The sequence below is a fragment of the Photobacterium sp. GSS17 genome, from assembly GCF_028621875.1.
Classification (GTDB): domain Bacteria; phylum Pseudomonadota; class Gammaproteobacteria; order Enterobacterales; family Vibrionaceae; genus Photobacterium; species Photobacterium ganghwense.
The window spans coordinates 2180680-2203934 of sequence record NZ_CP117517.1 but is presented as its reverse complement, the minus strand read 5'-3'; the positions used below and the strand labels follow the sequence as shown (position 1 = coordinate 2203934).

17 protein-coding genes are annotated in these 23255 nt (G+C 51.7%); 6 read left to right on the top strand and 11 right to left on the bottom strand.

Going from position 1 to position 23255, the window contains the following annotated elements:
* Window positions 1-101 precede the first annotated feature (101 nt).
* Complete coding sequence (gene ydiJ, locus PGW97_RS09835) at window positions 102-3167, top strand: D-2-hydroxyglutarate dehydrogenase YdiJ (protein ID WP_273857209.1); 3066 nt, start codon at window positions 102-104, stop codon at window positions 3165-3167.
* 122 nt (window positions 3168-3289) lie between these two features.
* Here ydiJ and aqpZ read toward each other — a convergent pair whose 3' ends face one another.
* From aqpZ to PGW97_RS09820, 3 genes are all read right to left on the bottom strand, one after another.
* Entirely contained in the window at window positions 3290-3985 is a 696-nt protein-coding gene (gene aqpZ, locus PGW97_RS09830) for an aquaporin Z (protein ID WP_273857208.1), read from the bottom strand.
* Window positions 3986-4209: 224 nt separating this feature from the next.
* Window positions 4210-5079: a UDP-2,3-diacylglucosamine diphosphatase gene (locus PGW97_RS09825; protein WP_273857207.1), complete on the bottom strand. Its 870-nt coding sequence runs from the start codon at window positions 5077-5079 to the stop codon at window positions 4210-4212.
* 196 nt (window positions 5080-5275) lie between these two features.
* Window positions 5276-6154: a LysR family transcriptional regulator gene (locus PGW97_RS09820; protein WP_047883502.1), complete on the bottom strand. Its 879-nt coding sequence runs from the start codon at window positions 6152-6154 to the stop codon at window positions 5276-5278.
* A gap of 188 nt (window positions 6155-6342) precedes the next feature.
* On the opposite strand from PGW97_RS09820, the gene PGW97_RS09815 reads away from it, so the two are divergent.
* On the top strand, window positions 6343-7023 hold the full coding sequence (locus PGW97_RS09815) for a cation transporter (protein ID WP_047883503.1): 681 nt from the start codon (window positions 6343-6345) through the stop codon (window positions 7021-7023).
* 236 nt (window positions 7024-7259) lie between these two features.
* Here PGW97_RS09815 and PGW97_RS09810 read toward each other — a convergent pair whose 3' ends face one another.
* Window positions 7260-7739 (bottom strand): LabA-like NYN domain-containing protein, encoded by a 480-nt coding sequence (locus PGW97_RS09810; protein ID WP_047883504.1) that lies wholly within the window; start codon window positions 7737-7739, stop codon window positions 7260-7262.
* A gap of 177 nt (window positions 7740-7916) precedes the next feature.
* Between PGW97_RS09810 and PGW97_RS09805 the strand changes: the two genes are divergently transcribed.
* The 3 genes from PGW97_RS09805 (at window position 7917) to PGW97_RS09795 (ending at window position 10981) form a co-directional block, all read left to right on the top strand.
* The gene (locus tag PGW97_RS09805) at window positions 7917-8672 is read left to right on the top strand and encodes a DUF2884 family protein (protein WP_273857206.1); all 756 of its coding nucleotides are present in this window, start codon (window positions 7917-7919) and stop codon (window positions 8670-8672) included.
* Between the two features lie 247 nt (window positions 8673-8919).
* Window positions 8920-10752: a sensor domain-containing diguanylate cyclase gene (locus tag PGW97_RS09800; RefSeq protein ID WP_273857205.1), complete on the top strand. Its 1833-nt coding sequence runs from the start codon at window positions 8920-8922 to the stop codon at window positions 10750-10752.
* Between the two features lie 70 nt (window positions 10753-10822).
* Window positions 10823-10981 carry a hypothetical protein gene (locus PGW97_RS09795; protein WP_047883506.1) on the top strand — a complete coding sequence of 53 codons (159 nt, stop codon included), beginning with the start codon at window positions 10823-10825 and terminating at the stop codon, window positions 10979-10981.
* A 141-nt stretch (window positions 10982-11122) separates the two neighbouring features.
* Here the strand turns inward: PGW97_RS09795 and PGW97_RS09790 are convergent, their stop codons facing one another.
* The 4 genes from PGW97_RS09790 to PGW97_RS09775 all read right to left on the bottom strand — a co-directional run bounded on the left by PGW97_RS09790 (window position 11123) and on the right by PGW97_RS09775 (window position 17198).
* The gene (locus PGW97_RS09790) at window positions 11123-13501 is read right to left on the bottom strand and encodes a YgiQ family radical SAM protein (protein WP_273857204.1); all 2379 of its coding nucleotides are present in this window, start codon (window positions 13499-13501) and stop codon (window positions 11123-11125) included.
* Window positions 13502-14117: 616 nt separating this feature from the next.
* Window positions 14118-14324, bottom strand: a complete 207-nt coding sequence (locus PGW97_RS09785) for a hypothetical protein (RefSeq protein ID WP_047883508.1) — start codon at window positions 14322-14324, stop codon at window positions 14118-14120.
* A 145-nt stretch (window positions 14325-14469) separates the two neighbouring features.
* Window positions 14470-16014, bottom strand: a complete 1545-nt coding sequence (locus tag PGW97_RS09780; RefSeq protein ID WP_217392620.1) for a methyl-accepting chemotaxis protein — start codon at window positions 16012-16014, stop codon at window positions 14470-14472.
* A gap of 314 nt (window positions 16015-16328) precedes the next feature.
* Window positions 16329-17198, bottom strand: a complete 870-nt coding sequence (locus PGW97_RS09775; RefSeq protein WP_273857203.1) for a LysR family transcriptional regulator — start codon at window positions 17196-17198, stop codon at window positions 16329-16331.
* Between the two features lie 95 nt (window positions 17199-17293).
* Between PGW97_RS09775 and PGW97_RS09770 the strand changes: the two genes are divergently transcribed.
* Window positions 17294-18502, top strand: coding sequence for an MFS transporter (locus tag PGW97_RS09770; RefSeq protein ID WP_207103580.1), 1209 nt, complete (start codon window positions 17294-17296; stop codon window positions 18500-18502).
* A 156-nt stretch (window positions 18503-18658) separates the two neighbouring features.
* On the opposite strand, the gene glpC is transcribed toward PGW97_RS09770, so the two are convergent.
* Genes glpC through glpA form a run of 3 tightly spaced genes read right to left on the bottom strand, consistent with a single transcriptional unit; the run spans window position 18659 to window position 22955 of the window.
* Window positions 18659-19870, bottom strand: coding sequence for an anaerobic glycerol-3-phosphate dehydrogenase subunit GlpC (gene glpC / locus PGW97_RS09765; protein ID WP_273857202.1), 1212 nt, complete (start codon window positions 19868-19870; stop codon window positions 18659-18661).
* Window positions 19867-21255 carry a glycerol-3-phosphate dehydrogenase subunit GlpB gene (gene glpB, locus PGW97_RS09760; protein ID WP_273857201.1) on the bottom strand — a complete coding sequence of 463 codons (1389 nt, stop codon included), beginning with the start codon at window positions 21253-21255 and terminating at the stop codon, window positions 19867-19869. Before glpB ends, glpC begins: the two co-directional genes overlap by 4 nt.
* Window positions 21252-22955 (bottom strand): anaerobic glycerol-3-phosphate dehydrogenase subunit A, encoded by a 1704-nt coding sequence (gene glpA / locus PGW97_RS09755; RefSeq protein ID WP_273857200.1) that lies wholly within the window; start codon window positions 22953-22955, stop codon window positions 21252-21254. The genes glpB and glpA overlap by 4 nt, the downstream gene beginning before the upstream one ends.
* Window positions 22956-23255: the final 300 nt, after the last annotated feature.

Sequence of the window (23255 nt, the reverse complement as noted above, 5' to 3'; positions counted from 1 at the left end):
TCGGTCACAGGGTAGAGAGCAAAGGGCGACCTGCCCGAACCGATAATTATCAAAGAGGCCAGTCGTCGTAGGATACGTCGGAAAACTGGACAAGGAGAGCAATGTTACCTGCACTGACACATCAAGACAGTACCGATGATGTGGTTCTGTCGTTCCTGCGCGCATTAGAAAATGCCGGATTTCGCGGGGATATCGAACAATCTTATGCCAGCCGCCTGGCAGTTGCCACTGATAACAGCGTCTATCAGCAGCTGCCTCAGGCCGTTGTTTTCCCAAAAGATGAACAGGATTTAGTCACGCTTGGCCGGGTTGGCCAGGACGCTGAGTTTTGCTCTGTTACCTTCTCCGCCCGTGGTGGCGGTACCGGTACCAACGGCCAGTCCCTGACACCGGGCGTGGTGGTCGACATTTCCCGCCATATGAACAAGGTGCTGGAAATTAACCCGGAAGAGGGCTGGGTTAAGGTTCAGGCCGGGGTGATTAAAGATCAGCTCAACGATGCCCTGCGTCCGCATGGCTTCTTTTTCTCTCCGGATTTATCGACCAGTAACCGCGCTACGATTGGCGGCATGATCAATACTGATGCCTCCGGGCAAGGCTCCCTGAAATACGGTAAAACCTCCGATCATGTGCTCTCGGTGAAAGCCGTGCTGGTAGATGGCTCCGTACTGGAGACGGAGGCGCTGGAAACGGCGGCGATTCAACGTTTACCGGAAGGAAGTGATCTGGCCAACCGTGCATTGAAGTTGGCCGAGCAGGTTTGTCGGGATAAACGCCAGCAAATCCTCGATAAGTTTCCGCCGTTAAACCGCTTTCTGACCGGTTACGACCTGAAAAACGTGTTTGACGATGAGCTTAACCGTTTCGATATCGGCCGTTTACTGTGCGGCGCTGAGGGGTCACTCGCTTTTATCGCTGAGGCAAAACTGAACCTGACGCCGATTCCGAAATCGCGGGTATTGGTCAACATTAAGTACGACAGCTTTGATTCTGCGCTGCGCAACGCCCCGATGATGGTGGAAGCGAAGGCCCTGTCTGTGGAAACGGTGGACTCGCGCGTCCTGAACCTGGCTAAGCAAGACATTGTCTGGCACACAGTCAGCGATTTGCTGGCAGAAGTGCCGGGGCAGGAAATGCTCGGTATCAACATGGTGGAGTACGCCAGTCAGGACACGGAAGAAAACCAGCGTCTGGTTGCGGCATTGTGCGCGCGACTGGACGAGATGATTGCTGAGAAGCAAAACGGCATTATTGGTTATCAGGTCTGTGACGATCTGGCCGGAATTCAGAAAATCTACACCATGCGTAAAAAAGCGGTGGGATTGCTGGGGGCGGCTAAAGGCAGTAAAAAACCGGTCGCATTCGCTGAAGATACCTGTGTCCCGCCGGAAAACCTTGCTGATTTCATCGTGGAGTTCCGCCAGTTGCTGGATGGTCACAACCTTGACTATGGCATGTTTGGCCACGTGGATGCCGGTGTGCTGCACGTTCGTCCTGCATTGGATCTGTGTGATCCCCAGCAAGAGCTGCTGATGAAAACCATCTCGGATCAGGTGGTGGCGCTGGTCGCAAAATACGGCGGCCTGATGTGGGGAGAACACGGTAAAGGTTATCGTTCTGAGTACGGTCCTGATTTTTTCGGGGAGGAACTGTTCACCGAACTGCGCCGCATCAAAGCCGCATTTGATCCGGAAAACCGGATGAACCCGGGTAAAATCTGTACCCCGCTGGACAGTGATGCCGAACTGGTCAAAGTGGAAGGTCAGAAACGCGGTTACTTTGACCGCCAGATTCCGGTGAAAATCCGCGATAGCTTTAAGCAGGCGATGGAGTGTAACGGCAACGGCTTGTGCTTTAACTATGACACCAGCTCACCGATGTGTCCTTCGATGAAAATCACCGCCGATCGCCGTCACTCACCAAAAGGCCGTGCTGGATTGGTGCGTGAATGGCTGCGTCAGCTGGCTCAGCAGGGGATCGATCCGGTGACACTGGAGCAGGATCTGATGAGCCGCACGCCAACGGTGAAAGAGATCATCGACCGGCTCAAAAATACCTTTGGGGCGACCCGAAAAGACTATGACTTTTCGCATGAGGTGATGGAAGCCATGAATGGCTGTCTGGCCTGTAAAGCCTGTGCCAGCCAGTGTCCAATCAAAGTGGATGTGCCGAGTTTCCGCTCACGCTTCATGCATCTATATTACAGCCGTTACCAGCGTCCGGTGAAAGATTATCTGGTGGCGTATGTTGAAAGCTATCTGCCGGTGATGGCCAAAGCGCCAGCGACCTTTAACGCCATTATGCGTCCACAATGGATGAAAACCCTGACAGCCAACACGGTCGGTTATGTAGACATGCCGCCACTGTCGGTGCCGACTCTGACCGAAAGTCTGGACGGACATCATGCCACCCGGTTTGATCTGACCTGGCTGCAGGCATTGTCAGAGAGAGAACGAGAAGACTATGTGCTGATTGTTCAAGACCCGTTTACCAGCTTCTACGATGCGGATGTCGTTCGGGACTTTGTCATGCTGGCTGAAAAACTGGGTAAAAAACCGCTGCTGGTGCCGTTTAAGCCTAACGGGAAAGCGCAGCATGTGAAAGGCTTCCTGCGCCAGTTTGCTAAAACCGCGCGCAATACCGCTGATTTTCTGAATCAGCTGGCCGCTTTGAACATTCCATTGGTCGGGGTCGATCCGGCGCTGGTGTTGTGTTACCGCGATGAATACAACGAGATGCTGGGCGAGAAGCGTGGTGAGTTTGCGGTGCTGACAGCCCATGAATGGTTGCTGCCGCTGCTGCCGCAGTTGGATGCACTATCATCCCGGCAGGATGACAACTGGTACCTGTTTGCGCACTGTACGGAAAAGACCAAACTGCCGAATGCTGAAAAAGAGTGGGCCACCATTTTCCGCCACTTTGGTGCAGTATTGCAGCCGGTTTCTGTCGGTTGCTGCGGGATGGCAGGGACATTCGGGCATGAGAAGGACAAGCTTGAGGTGTCAAAAGGGGTGTATGCCCTGAGCTGGCAGCCGAATCTGGCTCAGCTGGATCCGGAACGTTGCATGGCAACCGGTTATTCCTGCCGGAGTCAGGTAAAACGTTTTGAACATATCAAGATGAAGCACCCGGTTCAGGCATTACTGCAAGTGGTGAGTCTGGCCTAACGGCCGATGATTTGCCCGTTTTGACCCTCAACGTGGGTAAATAACGATGATAAAAACGGGAAGCTTCGGCTTCCCGTTTTTTTATTTTCCGTTTTTGTTTCCCGTTTATTTAATAGGTAGAGTTAGTCGTCCGGATTAGGGGACAGCCAGTTGTACACCCAACCGGCGATTAATGCGCCGAGTAAGGGGGCTACCCAAAACAACCACAACTGGCTGAGAGCCCAGTCACCCACCAGTACCGCAGGACCGGTGCTGCGCGCCGGATTGACGGACGTATTGGTTACCGGAATGCTGATCAGATGGATTAAAGTCAGCGCCAGGCCTATTGCCAGCCCGGCATTGGCTGGGGTGGCCAGTTTGTGTGTCGCGCCCAGAATCACGATCAGGAACATGAAGGTCATGACAAACTCACTGAGAAATGCTGATGTCAGGTTGTATCCCCCAGGGGAGTGATCGCCATAACCGTTTGAAGCCAGCCCTCCGGCCAAGTCGAAGCCGGGCTGACCACTGGCGATACAGTAGAGTACGTAGGCACCCGCAATGCCCCCCAACACCTGTGCGATGATATAGGGAATGACTTCACTGGCAGGGAAGCGGCCACCGGACCATAGCCCCAGAGTCACGGCCGGATTCAGGTGGCAACCGGAGATATGACCGATACTGTATGCCATGGTAACCACGGTTAAACCAAAGGCAAAAGCCACTCCGAGCAGGCCGATTCCGACGTCAGGAAATGCGGCACTGATGACCGCGCTGCCGCAACCGCCCAGTACCAGCCAGAACGTGCCGATCAGTTCAGCGATAAGCTTCTTTAGCATGTGAAATCCCTCTGATCCGTTTCATTGACGGTTGTGCAATGCTTGTTAAGCAATGACGATTAAACAATGACATTTAAGCAATGCCTTTAATTCAACGATGTTAATGCATTGGCTTTTGTGCATTGAGTATAGTGATCAGGTCGTTTCATGCTGCTTCACACTTGCTACAACTGAGCATCAGGTACTCAGCTTCACGTGCGTATGTGTCTGGTTGATTGGCATACTCAGGCGACTTTATCCGCTTTGCGTCGGGTGGTCAGAATGGGTTCGCCTGCCGGTTTTGGTTGCCGTACCGGTCGATGGTGAGGGGCCGGTTTATCCACCCTGAAACCATTGTGACTGGCCAGACGGTGGGGTTTGTCCGTCCAGCGTGACAGGGAAATTTCCCCCTGATGGGATTCCGCCATATAGGTGCAGCTTTCAATCCAGTCACCATCGTTGAGGTAGAGTATTCCGTCGATATCAGCAATATCCGGGTGATGAATATGGCCGCAGATAATCCCGTCGACCTCTTGCTGCCGGGCGTAATTTACCGCAGCACGGGAAAAGCGTTCAATGGCCTGATTGGCCTGCTCGACCCGGGCTTTCAGGTACCCGGCCAATGACCAGTAAGGTTTGTTCCGCAGTTTGCGGTACAGGTGCCACCAGCGGTTGATAAACAACAGGGCGTCGTATCCCAGATCCCCGATCATGGCGTAGAAGCGACTGTGGCAAACCAGGCTGTCAAATTGGTCACCGTGCAGCGCCAGGATCCGACGGCCGGATGCGGTGGTGTGGGTGTACTGATCGTAAAGTTCTACCGCGCCGAGGTTATAGGCGAGAAATTTGCGGATGGCTCCGTCGTGATTGCCGGGAATATAGATAACCCGGCATCCTTGCTCAGCCCGTTTGAGTATCAGGCGGATAATCTGATTGTGGCTCTCCGGCCAGAAGTGCTTGTTTTTAAGTGACCATAAGTCGACGATGTCACCGACCAGAATCAGGGTGTCGGCCTTGTTGTGGGTCAGAAAATGCACCAGAAACTCAGCCTTGCAGTCGCGGTTGCCCAGATGAATATCAGATAGCCAAAGTGTACGATGAGAGAAAACGGTCATAGTGTTTACCATTTAGCTGTCAGGACAGGGACAATGTATTCATCATCCGTTCTGAGTTTACGCTAGTCAGTTAAGGTGACCGTTTCGTTGTTTTATCGTGACATCCTTATGTCACCTGATGCTGAGCCACCAGCCACCAGCCACCAGCCACCAGCCACCAGCCACCAGCCACCAGCCACCAGCCAAGAGCTAGTCATCAGGCCTCGTTCAGATACTGTTCCAGCTGGTTCGCCAGCCATCGGGTGATTCCCCCTTGCTGATTGTAAGTATTCTGAATCATCCCGTAGGACTGCCATTTCATTGCCTGATCGTGATTCAGTACTTTGACGCTGCCGTCCCGCAGATACGGGTTAATCAGCACTGACGGTACGTTTGACCAGCCGGTTCCGTCCAGCACGGCGTTGCGCAGGTGCTCATAAAAGGGCAAGGCAATGTAATTCCCTGAAGCCGGAGATACCGCGTGCAAGCCCTCGTCATCAATGGCCGACAGGGTAAATTCGGTGTACCGGGCCAAATCTGAGTTCACCACCTGACTGAGTTTGGAAAGCGGGTGGGCGCTATGGGCCACGGTCATCATTCTGATTTCACCCAGCTTGATGTGGTGGTTATTGGTCATACGGCGGGTGAATGGAAGCAGGCAGTAGGCAATGTCAACCATGTTCTGTTCGACCATGTCATCCAACTCCGGTGGCGGTGCCATATAGACCGACACGCTGGTGTTGGGGAAATGCTGGCTCATATCGTGGATCAACTGACGCCAGAATGACTCCGGTAGCGCGTCATCCCGGGCGATGCGCAGCACCGATTCCACACCCTTAATATGCTGGTCGCAGCGTGCCGTGATATCCCCGGCAATCATCACCATGCGTTCACAGTCGTTTTTGATTGCCTCTCCCACCGCTGTCAGCGTGACCTGGTTTCCCGTGCGTTCCAGCAGCTGAACCCCCAGCTCATCTTCCAGCGCGCTCAGGGACGAACTGACGGTGGTACGGCTTTTACCAAGTTTACGTGCTGCCTCGGCAATCGAGCCGGTATCGCTGGTGGCAAGAAACATGGCCAGTTGATTGACTTTCACCTTGCTGAACCTCGAAAACTGTTTATGTCAAAACACATTGTCTGCTGAAAAACCCACCCTTGTCGAGTCTTGCGACGAAAAACTCGTCGCTGAGTGATTATCACCATGTGAAAACCCCCGCTATGATTAGTTTCAGTTCCACAAAATCGAATAAAAGCTGACGAAAAATCGTTAGCATCGAGGTTTATATGCTATGCAATGTATCTTTAGAACGAAAACTATTAAAGTTCTCTACAATTTCTGCCTTATTTTTCGCCTTGATGGGTATCGGGCTCGGTTTATGGATGGGCTCGCTGGTGATTGTGTTCGACGGGGCGTACTCGCTGGTCAGCCTGGCGCTTACCCTTGTTTCGCTGGCAGCCGCGTCATATATCCGTTCGCCAAAAGCGCGTAAGAACCCGCGTCTTGGCATGATTGAGCCAGGTGTAATTGCATTTAAAGGGCTGGTTATTGCACTGATGTGTGCGCTCTCATTCAGCTCGGCAGTATCGGCAATGATATCCGGCGGCCGTGAAGTTGATGCCGGTCTGGCGCTGTTGTTTGGGGTTGTAAACGTAGTGGGTTGTATCGCTTCCTACATGGTGATGGTGCGCTATGGCAAGAAAGCTCAATCTGCGCTGGTGACAGCCGAGTCTAAACAATGGCTGATGGATACGGTGATCAGTGCCGCCGTGATGGCTGGCTTTATCGTGGCGTCTCTGCTGACCTATGTGGGGATGGAAGAATACGCGGTGTACGCCGACCCGGCGATGGTGGTAGTTGCATCGTTGTATTTCGTGATTGTACCGCTGAAGATGATGGCGGGCGCACTGAAGAGGTGTCGTGAACAGTATGAGCTGAGTATGTCAGCCAACTGGCAGAACGGTTAAGGTATCTCTCCTGGCCACTGAGCAAACATCACTCCTGTTAATAGTGATACTTAATAGCAACAGTTCACGCTACACTGGAAAATGGCGGTCATTCCGACGCACGTCATGATAAGCAGGATCAACATGGGGAGCCTTAAAGGCTCCCCATGTTTTTGTTGACTCTGATTTAGCCTTGGATGTCTGCGCGATCTCTTTTCTCACTCGTTTCACTCGGCCATTTGATCCGGCCCAGCCAGCTACCGTTGCAACAGCAGTGTCTCTTCGATTTCGCGAAACGCATGCGCAGTTTGGATCAGTGAAGTGGCCGTTAAACCGGGTACACCATAGATCTCAACATCAATGCCGTACTTTGACTGTACCTTTTCAACCAGCAGGTCGAAGTCACCGTCACCGGAAAGTAGAATAATACGGTCGACATCAGGCGCGTGTTCCAGCACATCAATGGTAATGCCCACATCCCAGTCGCCTTTGGCGGAGCCGTCACTGCGCTGAATAAACGGTTTCAGTTTCACCTCAAACCCGATTCCACGCAGGATATTCTGAAACTGGCGTTGTTTTTCATCGCCACGATGAATGGCGTATGCGTAGGCCGCTACCACGGTGCGGTCTTGGGTGGCCTCCGCCCAGAATGCGTTGTAGTCAAAGTGAGCCCCATAGGCATCTCTGACGGTGTAGTAGATGTTCTGGACATCGACGAAAATGGCTACTTTTTCCACGGTATTAGTCTGTTAGCAAATTCAATCGCTAGTATATACCTATCTGTATTAAGGGTAACCCTTACATTCTGACTATTTCTTTACGTTTCCGGCGAAAATCACTGGCAAAATAGCGCATGTTGACTGCGGTAAAACTTATGACATTATGTTCATTCTTGTGGTAAAAAGCGGTTTGTTATGGAAATGACTATTAAGCATTCAATGTTGGCTCTGGTTGTCATAGGAGCGTCGTTTGGCGCGCAGGCACAAACGTGCCCGGTGGATGTCAGGAATGATATTCATATTGTCGACAACACCGTTTCGTTGTATCAGGAACAACAGCCGAAAGTGCTGATTGATGAAAATTATCAGCTGTACATCAATGGGCAACGAGTCACCCTGGATGATGCCCAGCAAAAAGCTGTTGAAGCTTACAGCCAGCATGTTCAGCAATATTTGCCACAGGTGGCCGCGGTTGCGGAAGAAGGTAGCAGCATGGCTAAATCGGTTATTGCCGAGCTGGCATCCGCTTTCGACAGTAATGAGGCATTTACGGAAGTCGACAAACTGGTGGACGAATATACCCTCAAAGCGCGGGAAAAGTTCTACAAGGATGATCAGTTTGTAATGCCGGCTGATATTTTTACAACGGCTGAAACCAGCTGGAAAGAAGAGTTTGAACAGGTGATGCAACGTTTAAGTGGTGCGTCAATGTCTGCGGTGTTTTCGGAATTAAAAGAAGAAATGAAAGAAGGTGAACTGAATTTCACTGAGTTTCAAAATAAAATGTCGGAATTGAAATCCAGTATGGAAAATCAAATTAAAATACGCAGTGCGGATGTTGCCGAAAAAGCGGAAAATGTGTGTGACTCCATGCAGGGACTGGCTCAGGAAGAGCAGGCGCTACATGAAAAGATTCCGGCGCTGAAAGATTATCCGATGTTCGAGATCTGATAACGAGACTGTCTTCGTTGTTAATATAAAGTTTGTTCTATTGATAACACAGGCTGCGAATATTCGCAGCCTGTGTTTTTTATTTAATGACTATCCTGTAATTAACGTTCTGAATGTGGGATATGTCACTAATTGATAGGCTACTTTGAACATATCAAAGAAGTTTTTCATATTTTGTGGATAATATGCGCCAGCAATAAGTTGAAATACCACACAAAAGAAATATGAAGCAGGTTATTAAGAACCGATGAGAAAAATAAAGCCGAAAACGTTAATTAAGCTTATTCTCCCTATTTTTATCTTTGTTATCGGTTTATTAGTTTATGTAGGATACGCAGAGTACAAGCACACCAAGGATGAGGCGATTCGTCAGGCAAGCGCAAATGTGAATCTGGCGAAAGAATATCTCGAGCAGCATTTTTCTTCAGCAGAAGCGCATCTCCTTTTGCTGGAACGATTGTGGCAATACAGCGGGGATACTGATCACCTGATTGCTGCCGCGCAGGAAATGGTCGATAACCAGCCCAAATTTCTGGAGGTTGGTGTGCTGGTGAAGGGCAGTTTTTATGCAACCGGCGGTTTTCAGATTGTGGATGCCGAAGAAGGTGTCCGGCAGCGGCCGTGGTTTAATGCCGATGCGGCTCCCGGCGAAACCTATATCACACCGATTTACTGGAGCAGCAGTACCGAACAGTGGTCTGTGGCTTTGGTTCGCGTGATTACCGTTGAAGGCGATCACGATGCCCGCCTGATTCTGGAAGTTGATGCTGACAGCCTGTATGAAAATCTGTCGCTGTTAAAAACCCTGAACAGTGGTTACGTGTACGCCGTGGAAGCTCAGACCGGCCGGATTGTGATGCACCCGGACCCCAGCAGAGTAGGCACACCATCGGTGAGCGTCACCCCTGCTATGCTCCAGACAATCCAGGACGGCCATCGAAGTGGCTATATTGGCTCTTATCAGTATGACGGCCAGCTTAAATTCAGTGTGTACGATATTACGCCATCATATGACTGGATCGTGTTGTCCGGCACCAGTGTGGCAGATCTTATCAAGCGTACCCTGAGTCTCGGTGCGGTTTCTGCCGGTCTGGTCGGGATGATTGCGATTCTGGTGCTGGTTGGCTATGTCACGTACCGGATTAACCTTGACGGACGCCACCTGAACGATGTCAGCACCCCCTCGGAATTGACCGCTCATTTGCTGGATATGGTGAATGATCTGGTGACCTGTAACGGGATCACCTTGCTCATTCATGATGCCTATAATCAGGAATATGAGTCGGCGGATGGCACGATCGTTATCACAGAAAAGCAGGTTGTGGTGGCTCTGAAAGGAGAACTGCAGAGGATTCGCCTGGTCTCACCGCACGAGCAGGCCGGGTTTGAACATGAAATAGTGCAATATCAGCCGTGTATCCGTATTCCGCTGACGCAGAAAAACCAGCTGATTGGTTTGCTGTATGTCCACAACGTGCGCTTTTTCTTCCCGTTATTTGCCGGAATTGTTCAGAACTACGCGCAGAGTGCGCTTAATCACGTCATGTTGAGCCAGCGCATTCAAAGCAAAGATGCGATGACCGGCCTGATGAATAAGGTTTATCTGCGTGAACAGATCAACCATCAACTGTGTCGCGGCTCTGATTGCTACTATCTGGCGATGATCGATATCGACGACTTTAAGCGTATCAATGATACCCATGGGCATTTGTTTGGTGATCAGGTCATTCTGAGTATTGCCGGGGTGCTGAAAGACAGTTTTGACCAGCACAGTGTGGTTTCGCGTTACGGGGGAGAAGAGTTCGCAGTGCTGCTGACGGTGCCGAATGAGCAGGCTGTGGTGCAGAAACTGGAAAGGTTGCGTAAAACCATTGCCAGTACCCTGATCGCCAACGGGACCAAGCGCTGCTGTATTACCGTGAGTATCGGTGTTGCGAAAGTGGCCGAGAATGTCGAAATCTCGATAGCCCGGGCGGATCGGGTGTTGTACCGGGCGAAGGCGCAGGGTAAAAATCAGCTGGTGTATTTCCGGCCTGAACTGTATGCCGAATTATCGCTGATGACACAGGTTGAAGTATGATCCGGCTTGCAAAATTCGGGCGGACGGTTTGCTAAGCTAAAGATACGGAACGCATTTTAGAGGGGCAGAGATGTTAAAACTGGCGGTGATTGTCATTTTGCTGCTGCTCGGTGGCTTGGCTGTAAAGTACCTCGATGAGAAAACCCAGCATAAAGTGGTACTGGTTTTTGGTGCGATCATTGTCGTGCTGGTGGTGATACTAATGGCCTCTGAATTGATGCGACATTGATGCTAAACGGATGCGAGATTCACGTATTTTCTCGTTCCGTGAGTAAAACCCAAGGTCGTTAATTCCAAAAAGAAACAGCCCGCATCGTGCGGGCTGTTTGCTTATTGATGTGATCGGACGGATGCCGAAAACTCGGGCCGATTACCGTGCTTTCGCTCGTGCCGGCTTACCGTTGCCGTTGCGGGATGATGGTTTTCCGCTGAACGACCCTTTGCTCTTTGGCTTTTGGCCATTGCCTTGTGCCTGACCTTTTGAAGCGCCTGGCTTGTTACCGGCTTTTGGTCCGTTACCGCCGCGAGCTGGGCCATTACCGCTACGGGCTTGGCTGTCTCCACCTCGAGCTGATTGCCCCTGGTGACTGCTGCCCTGACCACGTTGTCCGTCTTTACGGATATCCGGCTGGTTAGGGTGTTTGGTCGCGAAACGCTTCGCTCCGTGGCGGCTGGAGCCACGACGTTGCGCTGGAGTCAGTTCGGCATCGCTGCCTTCTTCCGGTACCAGACACTCTGGGCGGCTGCCGATAAGGTGCTTTTTACCCATATTAAGCAGCGCTTCACGGATCAGCGGCCAGTTTGCCGGATCATGGTAACGCAGCAGCGCCTTATGCAGGCGGCGCTGACGGTCGCCCTTGGCAACAAACAGATCTTCACGCTGTTTGTATTTCACGCGTTTCAGCGGGTTCGTTTCAGAGTGGTACATCGCCGTCGCGTTACACATCGGAGACGGGTAGAAGTTCTGTACCTGGTCGCACTGGAAATCGTTTTGTTTCAGCCACAAGGCCAGGTTAAGCATGTCTTCGTCAGTACTACCCGGGTGCGCCGAAATGAAGTAAGGGATCAGGTACTGTTTCTTACCGGCTTCTTTACTGTATTTGTCAAACAGCTCTTTGAAGCGGTCATAGGTACCCATACCCGGTTTCATCATCAGATCCAGAGTCCCTTTCTCGGTGTGCTCCGGTGCAATCTTCAGGTAACCCCCGACGTGGTGGGTAACCAGCTCACGGATGTACTCCGGCGATTCAATGGCCAAGTCATAACGTACGCCTGAGGCGATCATGATCTTCTTAATGCCTTTCACCTGACGTGCCTTACGGTACAGGTCAATGGTGTGTTTGTGGTCGGTATCCAGTTTCTTACAGATATCCGGGAAGATACATGACGGACGACGGCAGTTTATTTCGGCTTTCGGATCAGAACATCCCAGACGGTACATGTTGGCTGTCGGGCCACCCAAATCTGAAATTGTGCCGGTAAAGCCCGGTACTTTGTCGCGGATTTCTTCCAGCTCGTTGAGGATCGACTCATGAGAGCGGTTCTGAATAATCCGTCCTTCGTGCTCAGTAATCGAACAGAACGAACAGCCGCCAAAACAGCCGCGCATAATGTTGACACTGGTTTTGATCATGTCATACGCCGGGATCTTCGCTTTGCCGTACATCGGGTGAGGAACACGGGCATAAGGAAGGCCGAAGACGAAGTCCATCTCTTCTGTTGTCAGCGGAACTGGCGGCTTGTTTACCCACAGCTCGCGATCTCCGTGACGCTGAATCAGCGCGCGGGAAGAGTAAGGGTTCGCTTCCAGGTGCATGATTCGGCTGGCGTGTGCGTACAGAATACGGTCATTACGCAGCTTTTCGTAAGACGGCAGGCGCACAGCCGTGGTTTTTGAGTCATGACGCGATGGCTGAATCGTGAATGGCTTGGCTTCAGCCACTGCTGCTTTTTCTTCGGCTTTGGCGTCTTTGTTCGTCGCGCAGGTTTCTTCCGTCGCGTAAGGGTTTGGCATCGGCATTGCCTTGCCCGGTTTCTCAATACGGCTGGAGTCAATCTCTTTGTAACCGGCTGGCAGCTCTTTGAGAATAACGGCAGTACCGGCAATGTTGGTCATGGTGGTGATATCTTCACCATCAGCCAGACGGTGCGCGACTTCAATCAGGGCGCGTTCGGCGTTACCAAACAGCAGGATGTCCCCTTTGGCATCAAACAGTACCGAGCGGCGAACTTTGTCAGACCAGTAATCGTAATGCGCAAGACGACGCAGGCTGGCTTCAATACCCCCTAACACAATCGGAGTATCTTTGTAGGCTTCACGGCAACGCTGAGAGTACACCAGTACTGCGCGGTCAGGACGTTTGCCACCCTCGTTATTTGGAGTGTACGCATCATCATGACGCAGTTTACGGTCAGCGGTGTAGCGGTTGATCATGGAATCCATGTTTCCGGCGGTAATGCCGAAAAACAGATTTGGCTTGCCCAGAGCCATAAACGGTTCTTTTGAGTTCCAGTCCGGCTGAGCCAGAATACCGACGCGGAAGCCTTGCGCTTCCAGTACCCGGCCAATAACAGCCATACCAAAACTCGGGTGGTCAACATAAGCATCACCGGTAACAATGATGATATCGCAGCTATCCCAGCCTAGGGCGTCCATCTCTTCCCGGCTCGTCGGGAGGAAAGGGGCTGTGCCGTAGCATTCCGCCCAGTATTTCGGATAGCTGTTAATAGGTGTTACTTCAGTGCGCATAGATTGACCTCAAATTTTGAAGGCGGGAATTATAGCCCCTCGCAAAACAACTATCTAGCCCTTAATCTGTAAGGGGTTGAAAGCCGGTAAAACCTATTATTTTTACGGTTTTTCTCTGGCGTTAAGTGTGGTTTTTACGGTTTTTACTGCAGTCATGAAAACCAGCTTACAGAGTTGCTTCGCACCAGATAATTTCGCAGTCAGTTAACTATACGTCGTTTTGACGGGTGTAACGGAATAATGCTCGCCTACTAACAAACGCGCTGAGGCTGGTTGGGATATGCAGAAGATTTGTCGGGCATGAATAAAAGACGAACCGAAGGAGAGGGAGGCTCGCTGCGAACAGGTAGGGATAGAGTGGCGTTGAAAAATATTCTGCAACAAACCCGCTTGCAAGCGGTTGGCTCGCTACAAATTTCTTTTTCTTTTTCTTATCTTTTTTGGGCAAATGTGCGCCCTGTAACGAGGACGGTTTGCTCTCGTTGAGGGCGCGGTAGACGTCGTATTATTGTCGCGATAGCTGAAGCCGTTAATGTGGCAATGAATGTACTTAGCCAAAGTCGATGTATAAGCGGTGAATCAACGGCGGGTGTATCGGGTTTACACTCTAAAGAGGCTACTCGAACATTTCTTTATGGGCTTCCATGGCGCTTCGCAGTTCATCATGAGTTAGCACGCGTTTGCCTAATTCCTGTTTGACCTGTGTTCCTAACTCTTTGAGCTTGTTGCGATTGTCCTGAGTCTGCCGTTTGCCCATACTCTTCAGGCGACTGTTCAGCTCATGTTCCTCACCAAAGTTCACTAAATCTTTATCTTTAGCCATGCTCTGATCCTCATCAGTTGATAGATGCATTATCAGTGTGGATGCATATGGTGGAAACGCAACTTTTTGCTTTTGCTTTCCCTGTTACCGGGGAATCGGCAGCAGGGAGGAGGTGATAAAAAAGCGGGAAGGTAGCCAGCCCGGTTTATCCAAAGGACTTGCCAAGCCCTTCCAGCATCATCATTTTTTCTTTCAACATACCGGCACCCTGCTTCATGGTTTCCATACGCGCCAGGTTTCGGTTGGAAGTATCAGAAATTTGATGCACGTTGTTACTGATTTCGACCGATACTGTGCCTTGCTCTTCCGCGGCGGTGGCAATCTGGGTGGAAATTTCGGCAATCTCATCGACCATCGCGACTACCGCCCGGATTTTCTCGGCGGTGGCGTTGGTGTTATCGACACATTCCTGAGTTTTGGCGATGCTGATCTGGGTGGTTGACTGCCAGTGGGTCAGGGTGGCGTTAATGTCTTCGATGCTGGCCTGAATTTTTTCGGTAGCGCCATGGGTTCGTTGTGACAACGCCCGTACTTCGTCTGCAACTACCGCAAAGCCGCGGCCTTGCTCACCGGCGCGGGCCGCTTCAATTGCCGCATTCAATGCCAGCAGGTTGGTTTGTTCTGCTATGCCCTGAATTTCCATCATCATGGTTTCGATCTGATCAGACACTTTGACCAGTGATTTGGCGGTTTGCGCCGTATTTTCGGTCTCGATGGCCAGTTCGTTGATATTGTTCTGAGTGACATCCAGCACCTGAGTGGTATCAGCGCACTGTTGCTGGGCAATCATGGCTTTCTCGCTGGTCAGCTGGGTATTCTGCGCAATTTCTCTGGCGACGGCTGACAGTTGAGTAATGGAAGAGGCAATCATCTGGGTGTCGCTGTCTTGCTGGGTGATGGACTCCCGCATCTCTTCCGTTTCTCGGGTCAGGTTGTCTGCCACCACTTTCAGGGTCTGAGAGACATCATCAATCCGTCCGAGAACGGTTTTGTTGCGAGCGTCATTGAGCTGTAAGTGAAAATCCGCGATCGACTTCATGCTGTCGCCGCTGTATATGATGCGGGTCAGACTGTCATAACTCTGACTGAGCTGGCGGAAGAAACTCGGGGTGCTGAACAGCTCTTCTCGAAACAGAATGAAGACCATGGCCAGTGGGATCAAACCTGCTAATGCCTGATACTCCGTCAGGTAAAAATGCGACGCCAGGAGTGAGCTGATGGTGAGCAGGGTGGTCAGAGCCAGTTTGACCGGAGGTTTAAGGGAAAACGAGTAGGGATTCTTTCTGGCATTGAGTTGCTGATAAATGCGGGTGGCTGTGGTGATCATCTCAGGGGTGGGTTTACGCCTGACTGACTGATAGCCGCTCAACCGGTTGTTATCGTAAAGTGGGGTGACATAGGCATCAACCCAATAGTAGCTGCCGTCTTTACAGCAGTTTTTGACAATGCCACGCCAGGGTTTTTCTTCTTTCAGGTGTTGCCAGAGATCAGCGAACGCTTCCCGAGGCATGTCAGGGTGGCGAATAATGTTGTGGTGCTGGCCGACTAGTTCATCAGCGTGATAACCGCTGACACTGACAAACTCTTCATTGGCATAGGTGATGACACCCTGCAAATCTGTGGTTGTCACCAGTTGAGCCTGTTGATCAAGCACCACCTCACGGTTAGTCACATGACGGTTCTTTCTCATGGTTGTCCCTCTTCTACATAAAAGCTGGTCATCGGAGAACACCTTGGCAGTGAACCGTCAGTCAGCAGTCCATCTTATTGTTCTTTTTGTTCCATCGGGTTATCCCGTGCATTATCAACTGTAGATGCGAACAGGACAGGAGTGGTAATTTTTTGCAGGCAGCGGCATCTGGCTTTCCTGACAAAACAGGTACCAGTGATCTGCCGTCACTTCTGGCCAATTTGAACAAAAAACTTGTAGAACAGGGCGGCCATTTCGTTACCGGTATTAACTATTCAGCCGCCGCCGGGACAACTTTTTTTGGGGTGGCACACTTAGCGTGCTTTTTTCATAAATTCCATAAACGCCCGATCCGCGAGTGACAAATAACCGTGTTTACGCCAGGCAATGGCGATATTCAGGTACACCGGTTCACTAAACGGCAAGGGCACCAGACCGCTTTCATGCTGAGTCACCATTTCCAGCAGTGCCGTAATGGCAAAATCGCGTCGGACGATTTTCAGGATCAACGGCAGCAGGTTGGTTTCAAATGCGATATTGGGCGTGAAGTGGTGTTGCTGGCAAAAGCGATCTATGAACTCCCGATGGAAGTAGCCGGGTTTGAACATTGCCAGTTCCTGAGCAAAAAAGGTGTCGAAATCCAGATTGGTTTGCTTGGCAAGCGGGTTGTCCTCGCTGACGACGGCGACCATCTGCGAGCTGAGCAGGTGTTCTGTCTCCAGGCTATCCGGGGTTTCCAGACAGTGAATAATGCCAAGATCCAGCTCGCCACTCAGCAACATCCTGCGGATGGACTCTGTACCGGCTTCCACAATCGTCAGTTTGAGGTCCGGATACTGACTTTTAAAGCCCATCAGAATTTCCGGGAAATAGTAAGAGCCAAGCATGCTGGGGAGTCCGAGGCGCACTTCACCTTTTGCCAGCCCTTTCAGTTCTTTCAGGGCGGTATTGGCATCATTGACCTGTTGCAGGATAAGGCGGGCATGGTGTAGCAGTACTTCACCTTCTGGCGTCAGAATAATGCGTCTGTCTTTGCGGTCAAACAGGGTCAGATCAAGCTGGCTTTCGAGCTTTTTGATCGCAACGCTCAGCGCCGGCTGAGCGATGTGCAGTTTCTTTGCCGCCTGCGTAACGTTGCGTGTTTCAGCAACGGCCACGAAATAGGTCAGTTGTCGGATATCCATATCGATTGTTTATGAAGGTGATAGTTTTAATATATTTTCACTATCGTTAAGGAATTGCTACTGTTTTCTCAGTTCCTTCCTCTGAGTGTGTGGTCATGATTGATATTAAAACCGCAGCATACCGGCGAGCCAGCTTCGCGCTATGTCTGGGGTCGTTCCTGATATTTTGTAATCTTTACTTATTCCAGCCGATGCTGCCGATGATGGCTGACACGTTTTCCGCCAGCGCGACCCAGGTGAACTGGCTGGTGGCGGCCAGCACGTTTGCCCTTGCTCTGACTCTGGTACCTTGGGCGGTCTGGTCTGAGCGGGTAGGTCGCCGGGAAGTTATGCTGATCAGCTTGGCGATGGTACCGGTGATTGGCAGTCTGATGGTCATGGCTGATTCGTTGCTGACGCTCAGTCTGGCGAGGGCTCTCATGGGTGCCGCGCTGGCGGGTTTTGCGGCTGTGGCTGTGGCATACATGGCCGAAGAGTTTACTCCGCGAGCCCTGATGCTGGCCGTGGGCGGGTATATCAGCGCAAACTCGCTGGGCGGTATCATTGGTCGTATCAGCGGCGGCTTTTTATCTGAACAGTTTGGCTGGCAGGGCGCGGCGTTGGTGATGGCAGTATTTAGCCTGCTGGTAGCGATTCTGGTGTATTTCCTGTTGCCGAAGCAGGCGCACTTTACGCCGTCGACCGGCCAGTTGCGGCAGCAGACACTCAGTGTTTTTCACCATTTACGTAACCCGGTGCTACGGATTGCGATGCTGATTGGCGGGGTCAACTTCGCCCTGTTTGTGAACCTGTATACCGTTATGGGGTTCCGGTTGGTCGCTGAACCTTATTCGGTGCCGGTCAGCTGGGCATCCATGATTTTTCTTTGTTACCTGAGTGGCACATTATCCGCCAAGCTCAGCGGGCGTTGGACCCAGCATTTCCGCACCATTCCGGGTATGGTGTTGGGAACGGTGGTGAGTGCTGTGGGGATGTGGGTTGCAGCACTAGAGTCGATAGCTGCCATTGTGGTCGGTTTGCTGTTAATCAGTTCAGGGGCATTTTTTACTCACTCACTGGCTTATGGCTGGGTAAGCCAGCGGGCAAAATCGGCCAAGGCCACGGCCACGGCGTTGTATCTGGTTCACTATTACGCGGGGGGCAGCCTGGGTGGGTTTTATCTGATTTACTGCTGGCAGCATTATGGCTGGCATGGGGTGATAGCCGGAGGCAGTGTGCTGTATCTGATTCTTTTGCTGCTGTGTTTTATGCTGGCAAAACAGTCTAATCAGACTCCGACCGGCAATGAACTGCCAATTAATTAAGCCCCTAGCTAAAACACTCAGTTAGAGCATTCACAAATAGAGGCAGCCTAGGTAAGTAGAAAAGTAGTAAAAGCAGTTCAACACAAAGCAAGTAGCAAGTAAGAAGAAATATCCCGGACGGTTTATCGGGGAACGAACCGTCCGGGATGAGGGTTATCAGGCTAATGCCATCGCCAGCAGGGAAACCGGGTGAATGGCCTCCAGCTCACTGTTTTCTTCAATCTGCCATTTGCACGTTTCGCAGTCCGTAATAGCAAAGTCCGCTTTGGCCCGATTGATTTGCCGGAACAGATCATTACCGATGGCCATCGAGGTGTCATAGTTTTCCGTTTTAAAGCCATAAGTCCCGGCCAGGCCACAACACTGGCTGTCCAGTACCTGCAGCTCTAGCCCCGGAATCATTTTCAGCAACTCGATGGTGTACAGGCTGCCGCCGGTGCGTTCTAGGTGACACGGTGTGTGGTACACCACTTTTTTGTTTACAGGATTCAGCTTCGGCATCCGGCCATTCATAAACTGCTTGAGCAGATAGCGGGTCACATACTCAATGCGGTTGGCGACCTGGCTGTTGTCGACTTTCAGGACATGCGGATACTCTTCTTTCAGGGTAAACGAGCAGGTTGAAGAGGTCGACAGAATCGGAGCGTCATACTTTTCAACTGCTTCGACAAAGCTGTTCACGTTAAGGCGGGCGTTCTTTTTCGCCTTATCGAAGAACCCGTTGGCAATCAGCGGCACACCGCAGCATTTTTCCTTTTCTACCAGCTGAACGCCAATGCTCATGGCATTCATGACCTTGATAAAATCTTTCCCCAGCTGAGGGTGGTTGTAGTTCACGTAACAACCGTGGAAGTAGTGAACCTGCTCCGGATACAGCGCCTGACTGGTGCAGTTTTGCTTGTACCAGCGCCGGAATGTACCGTGTGAGTATTTCGGCAGGGTTTTGTGGTCATGCACCCCGATTGTGTGATGCATGATCTTTTTCACCGATTTCATACCGGTAATGGTGTTCACGATTGGGGCAAAGGGTGTAGCAGCGGAGCCCATCAGATCAGTATGGCTCAGTACAAAATCCCGAATGGTCTTGATATTCAGTGCTTTTTTACCGTGCTCATCACGCGCCACCGCAATCATATCACCGATTTTTACGCCGGACGGACAGGCGGTTTCACACCGCTTACAGTTGGTGCACAGCTTCAGGGTTTCATCGTAAAAGTCCGGACTTTTCAGACGCAAACGCTCACCGTCCGGCCCGCATTGTTTTGGGCCAGGGTACTGAGGGTTCGCTTTGGCGACCGGGCAGTAAACGGTACAAACAGTACACTTGATGCATTGATCAAAGCTGGTATCTCGTTTCACTAGGCTCATGCGGGTGTCCTTTCTGGTACTGGTTGTGGTGAATCTGGTTGTTTTACATCTTGTTCGTTTGAAACATGTTCGTTGAGAGCAAGGCCATTGCGCAGCTGATACTGGCGGATCATGGCTTCGGCGACCTGATAGCCAGTGGCAATGGCGACCCCGGAGCCGGAGCCTTCGCTCACCGGATCATAGTGAGCCAGAATGGCACCAGCGCAGAAGAGGTTGCCAATCGTCTCGCCACGGCGGGAAGGGTTTAAGGCCGGGTTGCACTGCACACCCATTTTCATGAAGGGGTGGCCGCTACGGGTAAAGAACTGATCCTGATACCACTGTTCACGCGGTAGATCCGGCTGTGCCATATCCAGCCCGAAAACCGGCTCTTTCATCTGTTTGCGGTCAGCATGCAGGCCGCGACTGAAAAAACTGCCGGAGGCCAGCAGGAACGTCGACGCGCACAGCGGCATGTCTTCGTGATGACGGGTATAGATGCGTTTTAGCTCGCCGTTTTCCACATCACCGCCGGTTACTTCATCACCGGTCAGCAGCAGACCACCCAGCTGTTTGAAGCGAGATTTCATGGCCTCTTCCAACCGGATACCGAGCAGGGAAGGCGGCATCGTCGGGATTTCACAAATCCGGAAACCGGTCAGCCCTTCCAGCAGTTTGATGGTTGCCGCGCCATCCCCGTTACCGAACACCGCCGGCAGAATGACCAGATCCGCTTTGCCGACTTGCTGAATCATGGTTTTCGCGAAGACATGCAGCTTGCTTTCATCCCGCAGCACCCGTGACACATCAATTGAGCGGAATTCACACGGGTTACGCTGCATGGTTTCAAACCCCGGCAGCTCAATGGCCGCGGTTTTAATGGCGACTCCGGCAAAGGCCGGGTGTCTGGCGAGGTTGTCCGCAGCTAGCTGCGGCTGGAAGTCACGGAAACCATCAATGGTCACCAGCGCCACGGATGACAGCCCCTGAGCCGGGTGCTGTAAATCAAACAGGAAAGTGCTCTGTTGTGACAGATATGTGGCGCGAAACGTTCCCATTGGGGTTACTCGCGCGTGGTTCTGACCGTCAGGTAACGCGTCAAGATACACACCGCACTCGGCCATCATTGCGGTGTACCAAGCCAGGGCCGATTGAGTGCGCTCAGCCCCCAGATAACTGTAAGGATGCTCTGGTGCCTGTGCAGCCAGCGCCTCGAAGGCCGCAAACGGCTGTGAAACGGCTGACCCGTCTGGCAGGCGGCTGAGAACATCGACAGAGCCGGAAGAGAAGTGCAGGGCGCTCTGACCTGCGGCAATCACAGCCGTTTTTAGTCCCGCTTCCGCGCAGCGAATGGCACAGCTGAGGCCGGCAACACCGCCACCAATGATAATGCTGTCAAAATTCATGCTGTTTCCTCGTTGTGAGCTGGGCGGCGGATGGAATCTGTATGGTCAGTGGCTGGCTGCTGGCCGTTTGTGCTGATGTGTGGTGGCTGTTGCTCCGGCAGGTCGCTGACGCCAAACAGGCCTTCATAAATCCAGTAGGTAAATTCACTTTCACGCAGCGCATCGCCCCAAAAAACAGGTTTAATGCCTTTCCAGCGTTCTTCCAGAAAATCGCTCAGCAGGTGGCTTGACGCATTGCCTGATTGATTGCCGTATTCGGAAAACAGCCCGGCGGCACGGTATGAACAGAGCTCACCCTGACAAGGCCCCATGCCGATGCGGGTGCGGCGGCGCAGGTCAACCAGGTTATGTACATCCAGATCTTTAATGGCGTATTCCACCTCGCCACAGGTGACCATTTCACATTCACAAATTACCGCCTGGCTTTTCTTGTCATTGCTCAGGAACTTCTCGGCGCGTTCACCATGGCGGTAATACGCCGACTGGTACACTGGTTTTGCCAGGCTGGCGGTGTGTGATTTTTTGACTGCGTGCTGAGCTGAGCCAGGGAGCTGGCGCTCATGTGTGGTGCACGGGGTGGTGTTGCCCAGTTTTTTGGCAACCAGATCGGTCGCCCATTCCGCCATCATGCGATAAGTCATCAGCTTACCACCGGTAATGGTGATAAAACCGTCCAGACCGTCGCGTTCAGCATGATCAAGCAGCACGATACCGCGGCTGATATTGCGTCCGCTGGTATCGCCATCCACGGCGACAAGCGGGCGCACCCCGGCGTAGGCACGCAGTACCCGGGTGTTCGCCATAATTGGTGCCAGTTTGGTGCCTTCTTCCAGCAGAATATCAATCTCTTTATGAGTGACATGCAAGTCATCAATCTTGTCGTAATCGATCCGCTCGGAGGTGGTGCCAATCAGTGAAATGGTATCGCCCGGTACCAGAATGTCGGCATCTGATGGTTTGCGGCAGCGGTTGATCACCAGATTGTTGATGCGGTAATCAAGGATCAGCAATGATCCTTTGGCTGGGAACATCTTGATCGACAGATCGCCATATTCACAGATTTGCTGGCCCCAGATACCGGCTGCGTTAATGACTTGTTTGGCATGAATGTCAAACGCCTGTCCGGTTTTGAGATTCAGACATTTCACACCGCACACCTGAGCACCGTTGCGGATCAGGCCGGTAACGTGCGTGTGGTTAAATAAGCGAGCGCCGTGTTCAACAGCATCAAGGACGTTGGAGGCCGCCAGACGGAACGGGTCGAGGGTGCCATCCGGTACTTTTACCGCGCCAATCAGGTTGGGGTTACAGTTGGGTTCATAGCGCAGCGCTTCCTGTGGTGTCAGCTGCTCAACATCAATATCGGCCTGTTGGCAGGCGCTGATAAAGGTTTGCTGAAAGGCAAGGTCATCTTCCGGCAGTGAAATGAACAGCCCCTGGGTATCTTCCACGCAGTGTCGGGCGATTTTCTTGAGAATGCGGTTTTCTTGAATACACTCCCGGGCGGACTCCTGATCGGTGACGGCATAGCGTGCACCGGAGTGGAGCAGGCCGTGGTTTCGGCCGGTAGTGCCTGACGCTAAGTCGTCTTTTTCGACCAGAATACAGCGAATGCCCCGTAAGGCACAGTCACGCATGATACCTGTCCCTGTTGCACCGCCACCGATGATCACAACATCTGTTTCAAACCAACTAGTCATGTTCGTTTTCGCTTATTTGTCTGTTCTGAATATCAGAAAAGGAACGAATCCTTATTTTCCATGAGGATAATATGCCAAGGAATACGTCGGACTTTCTTGATCAAAAGCAGACTAATGAGCGTTCGAGCGTTCAAACGAAAATTTAATAGTGATTATAAGAGTATGATCACAAAAAAGTGACACTTAGGAGCAGGTGTTTGCCCGCAATAGCGCAATCAAAATAAGTATATGTTCCGAATATGGGATGAAAACAGGCATGGCTGGGCGTTTACGAGCATTTAATGATGAGTGATGAGTGAT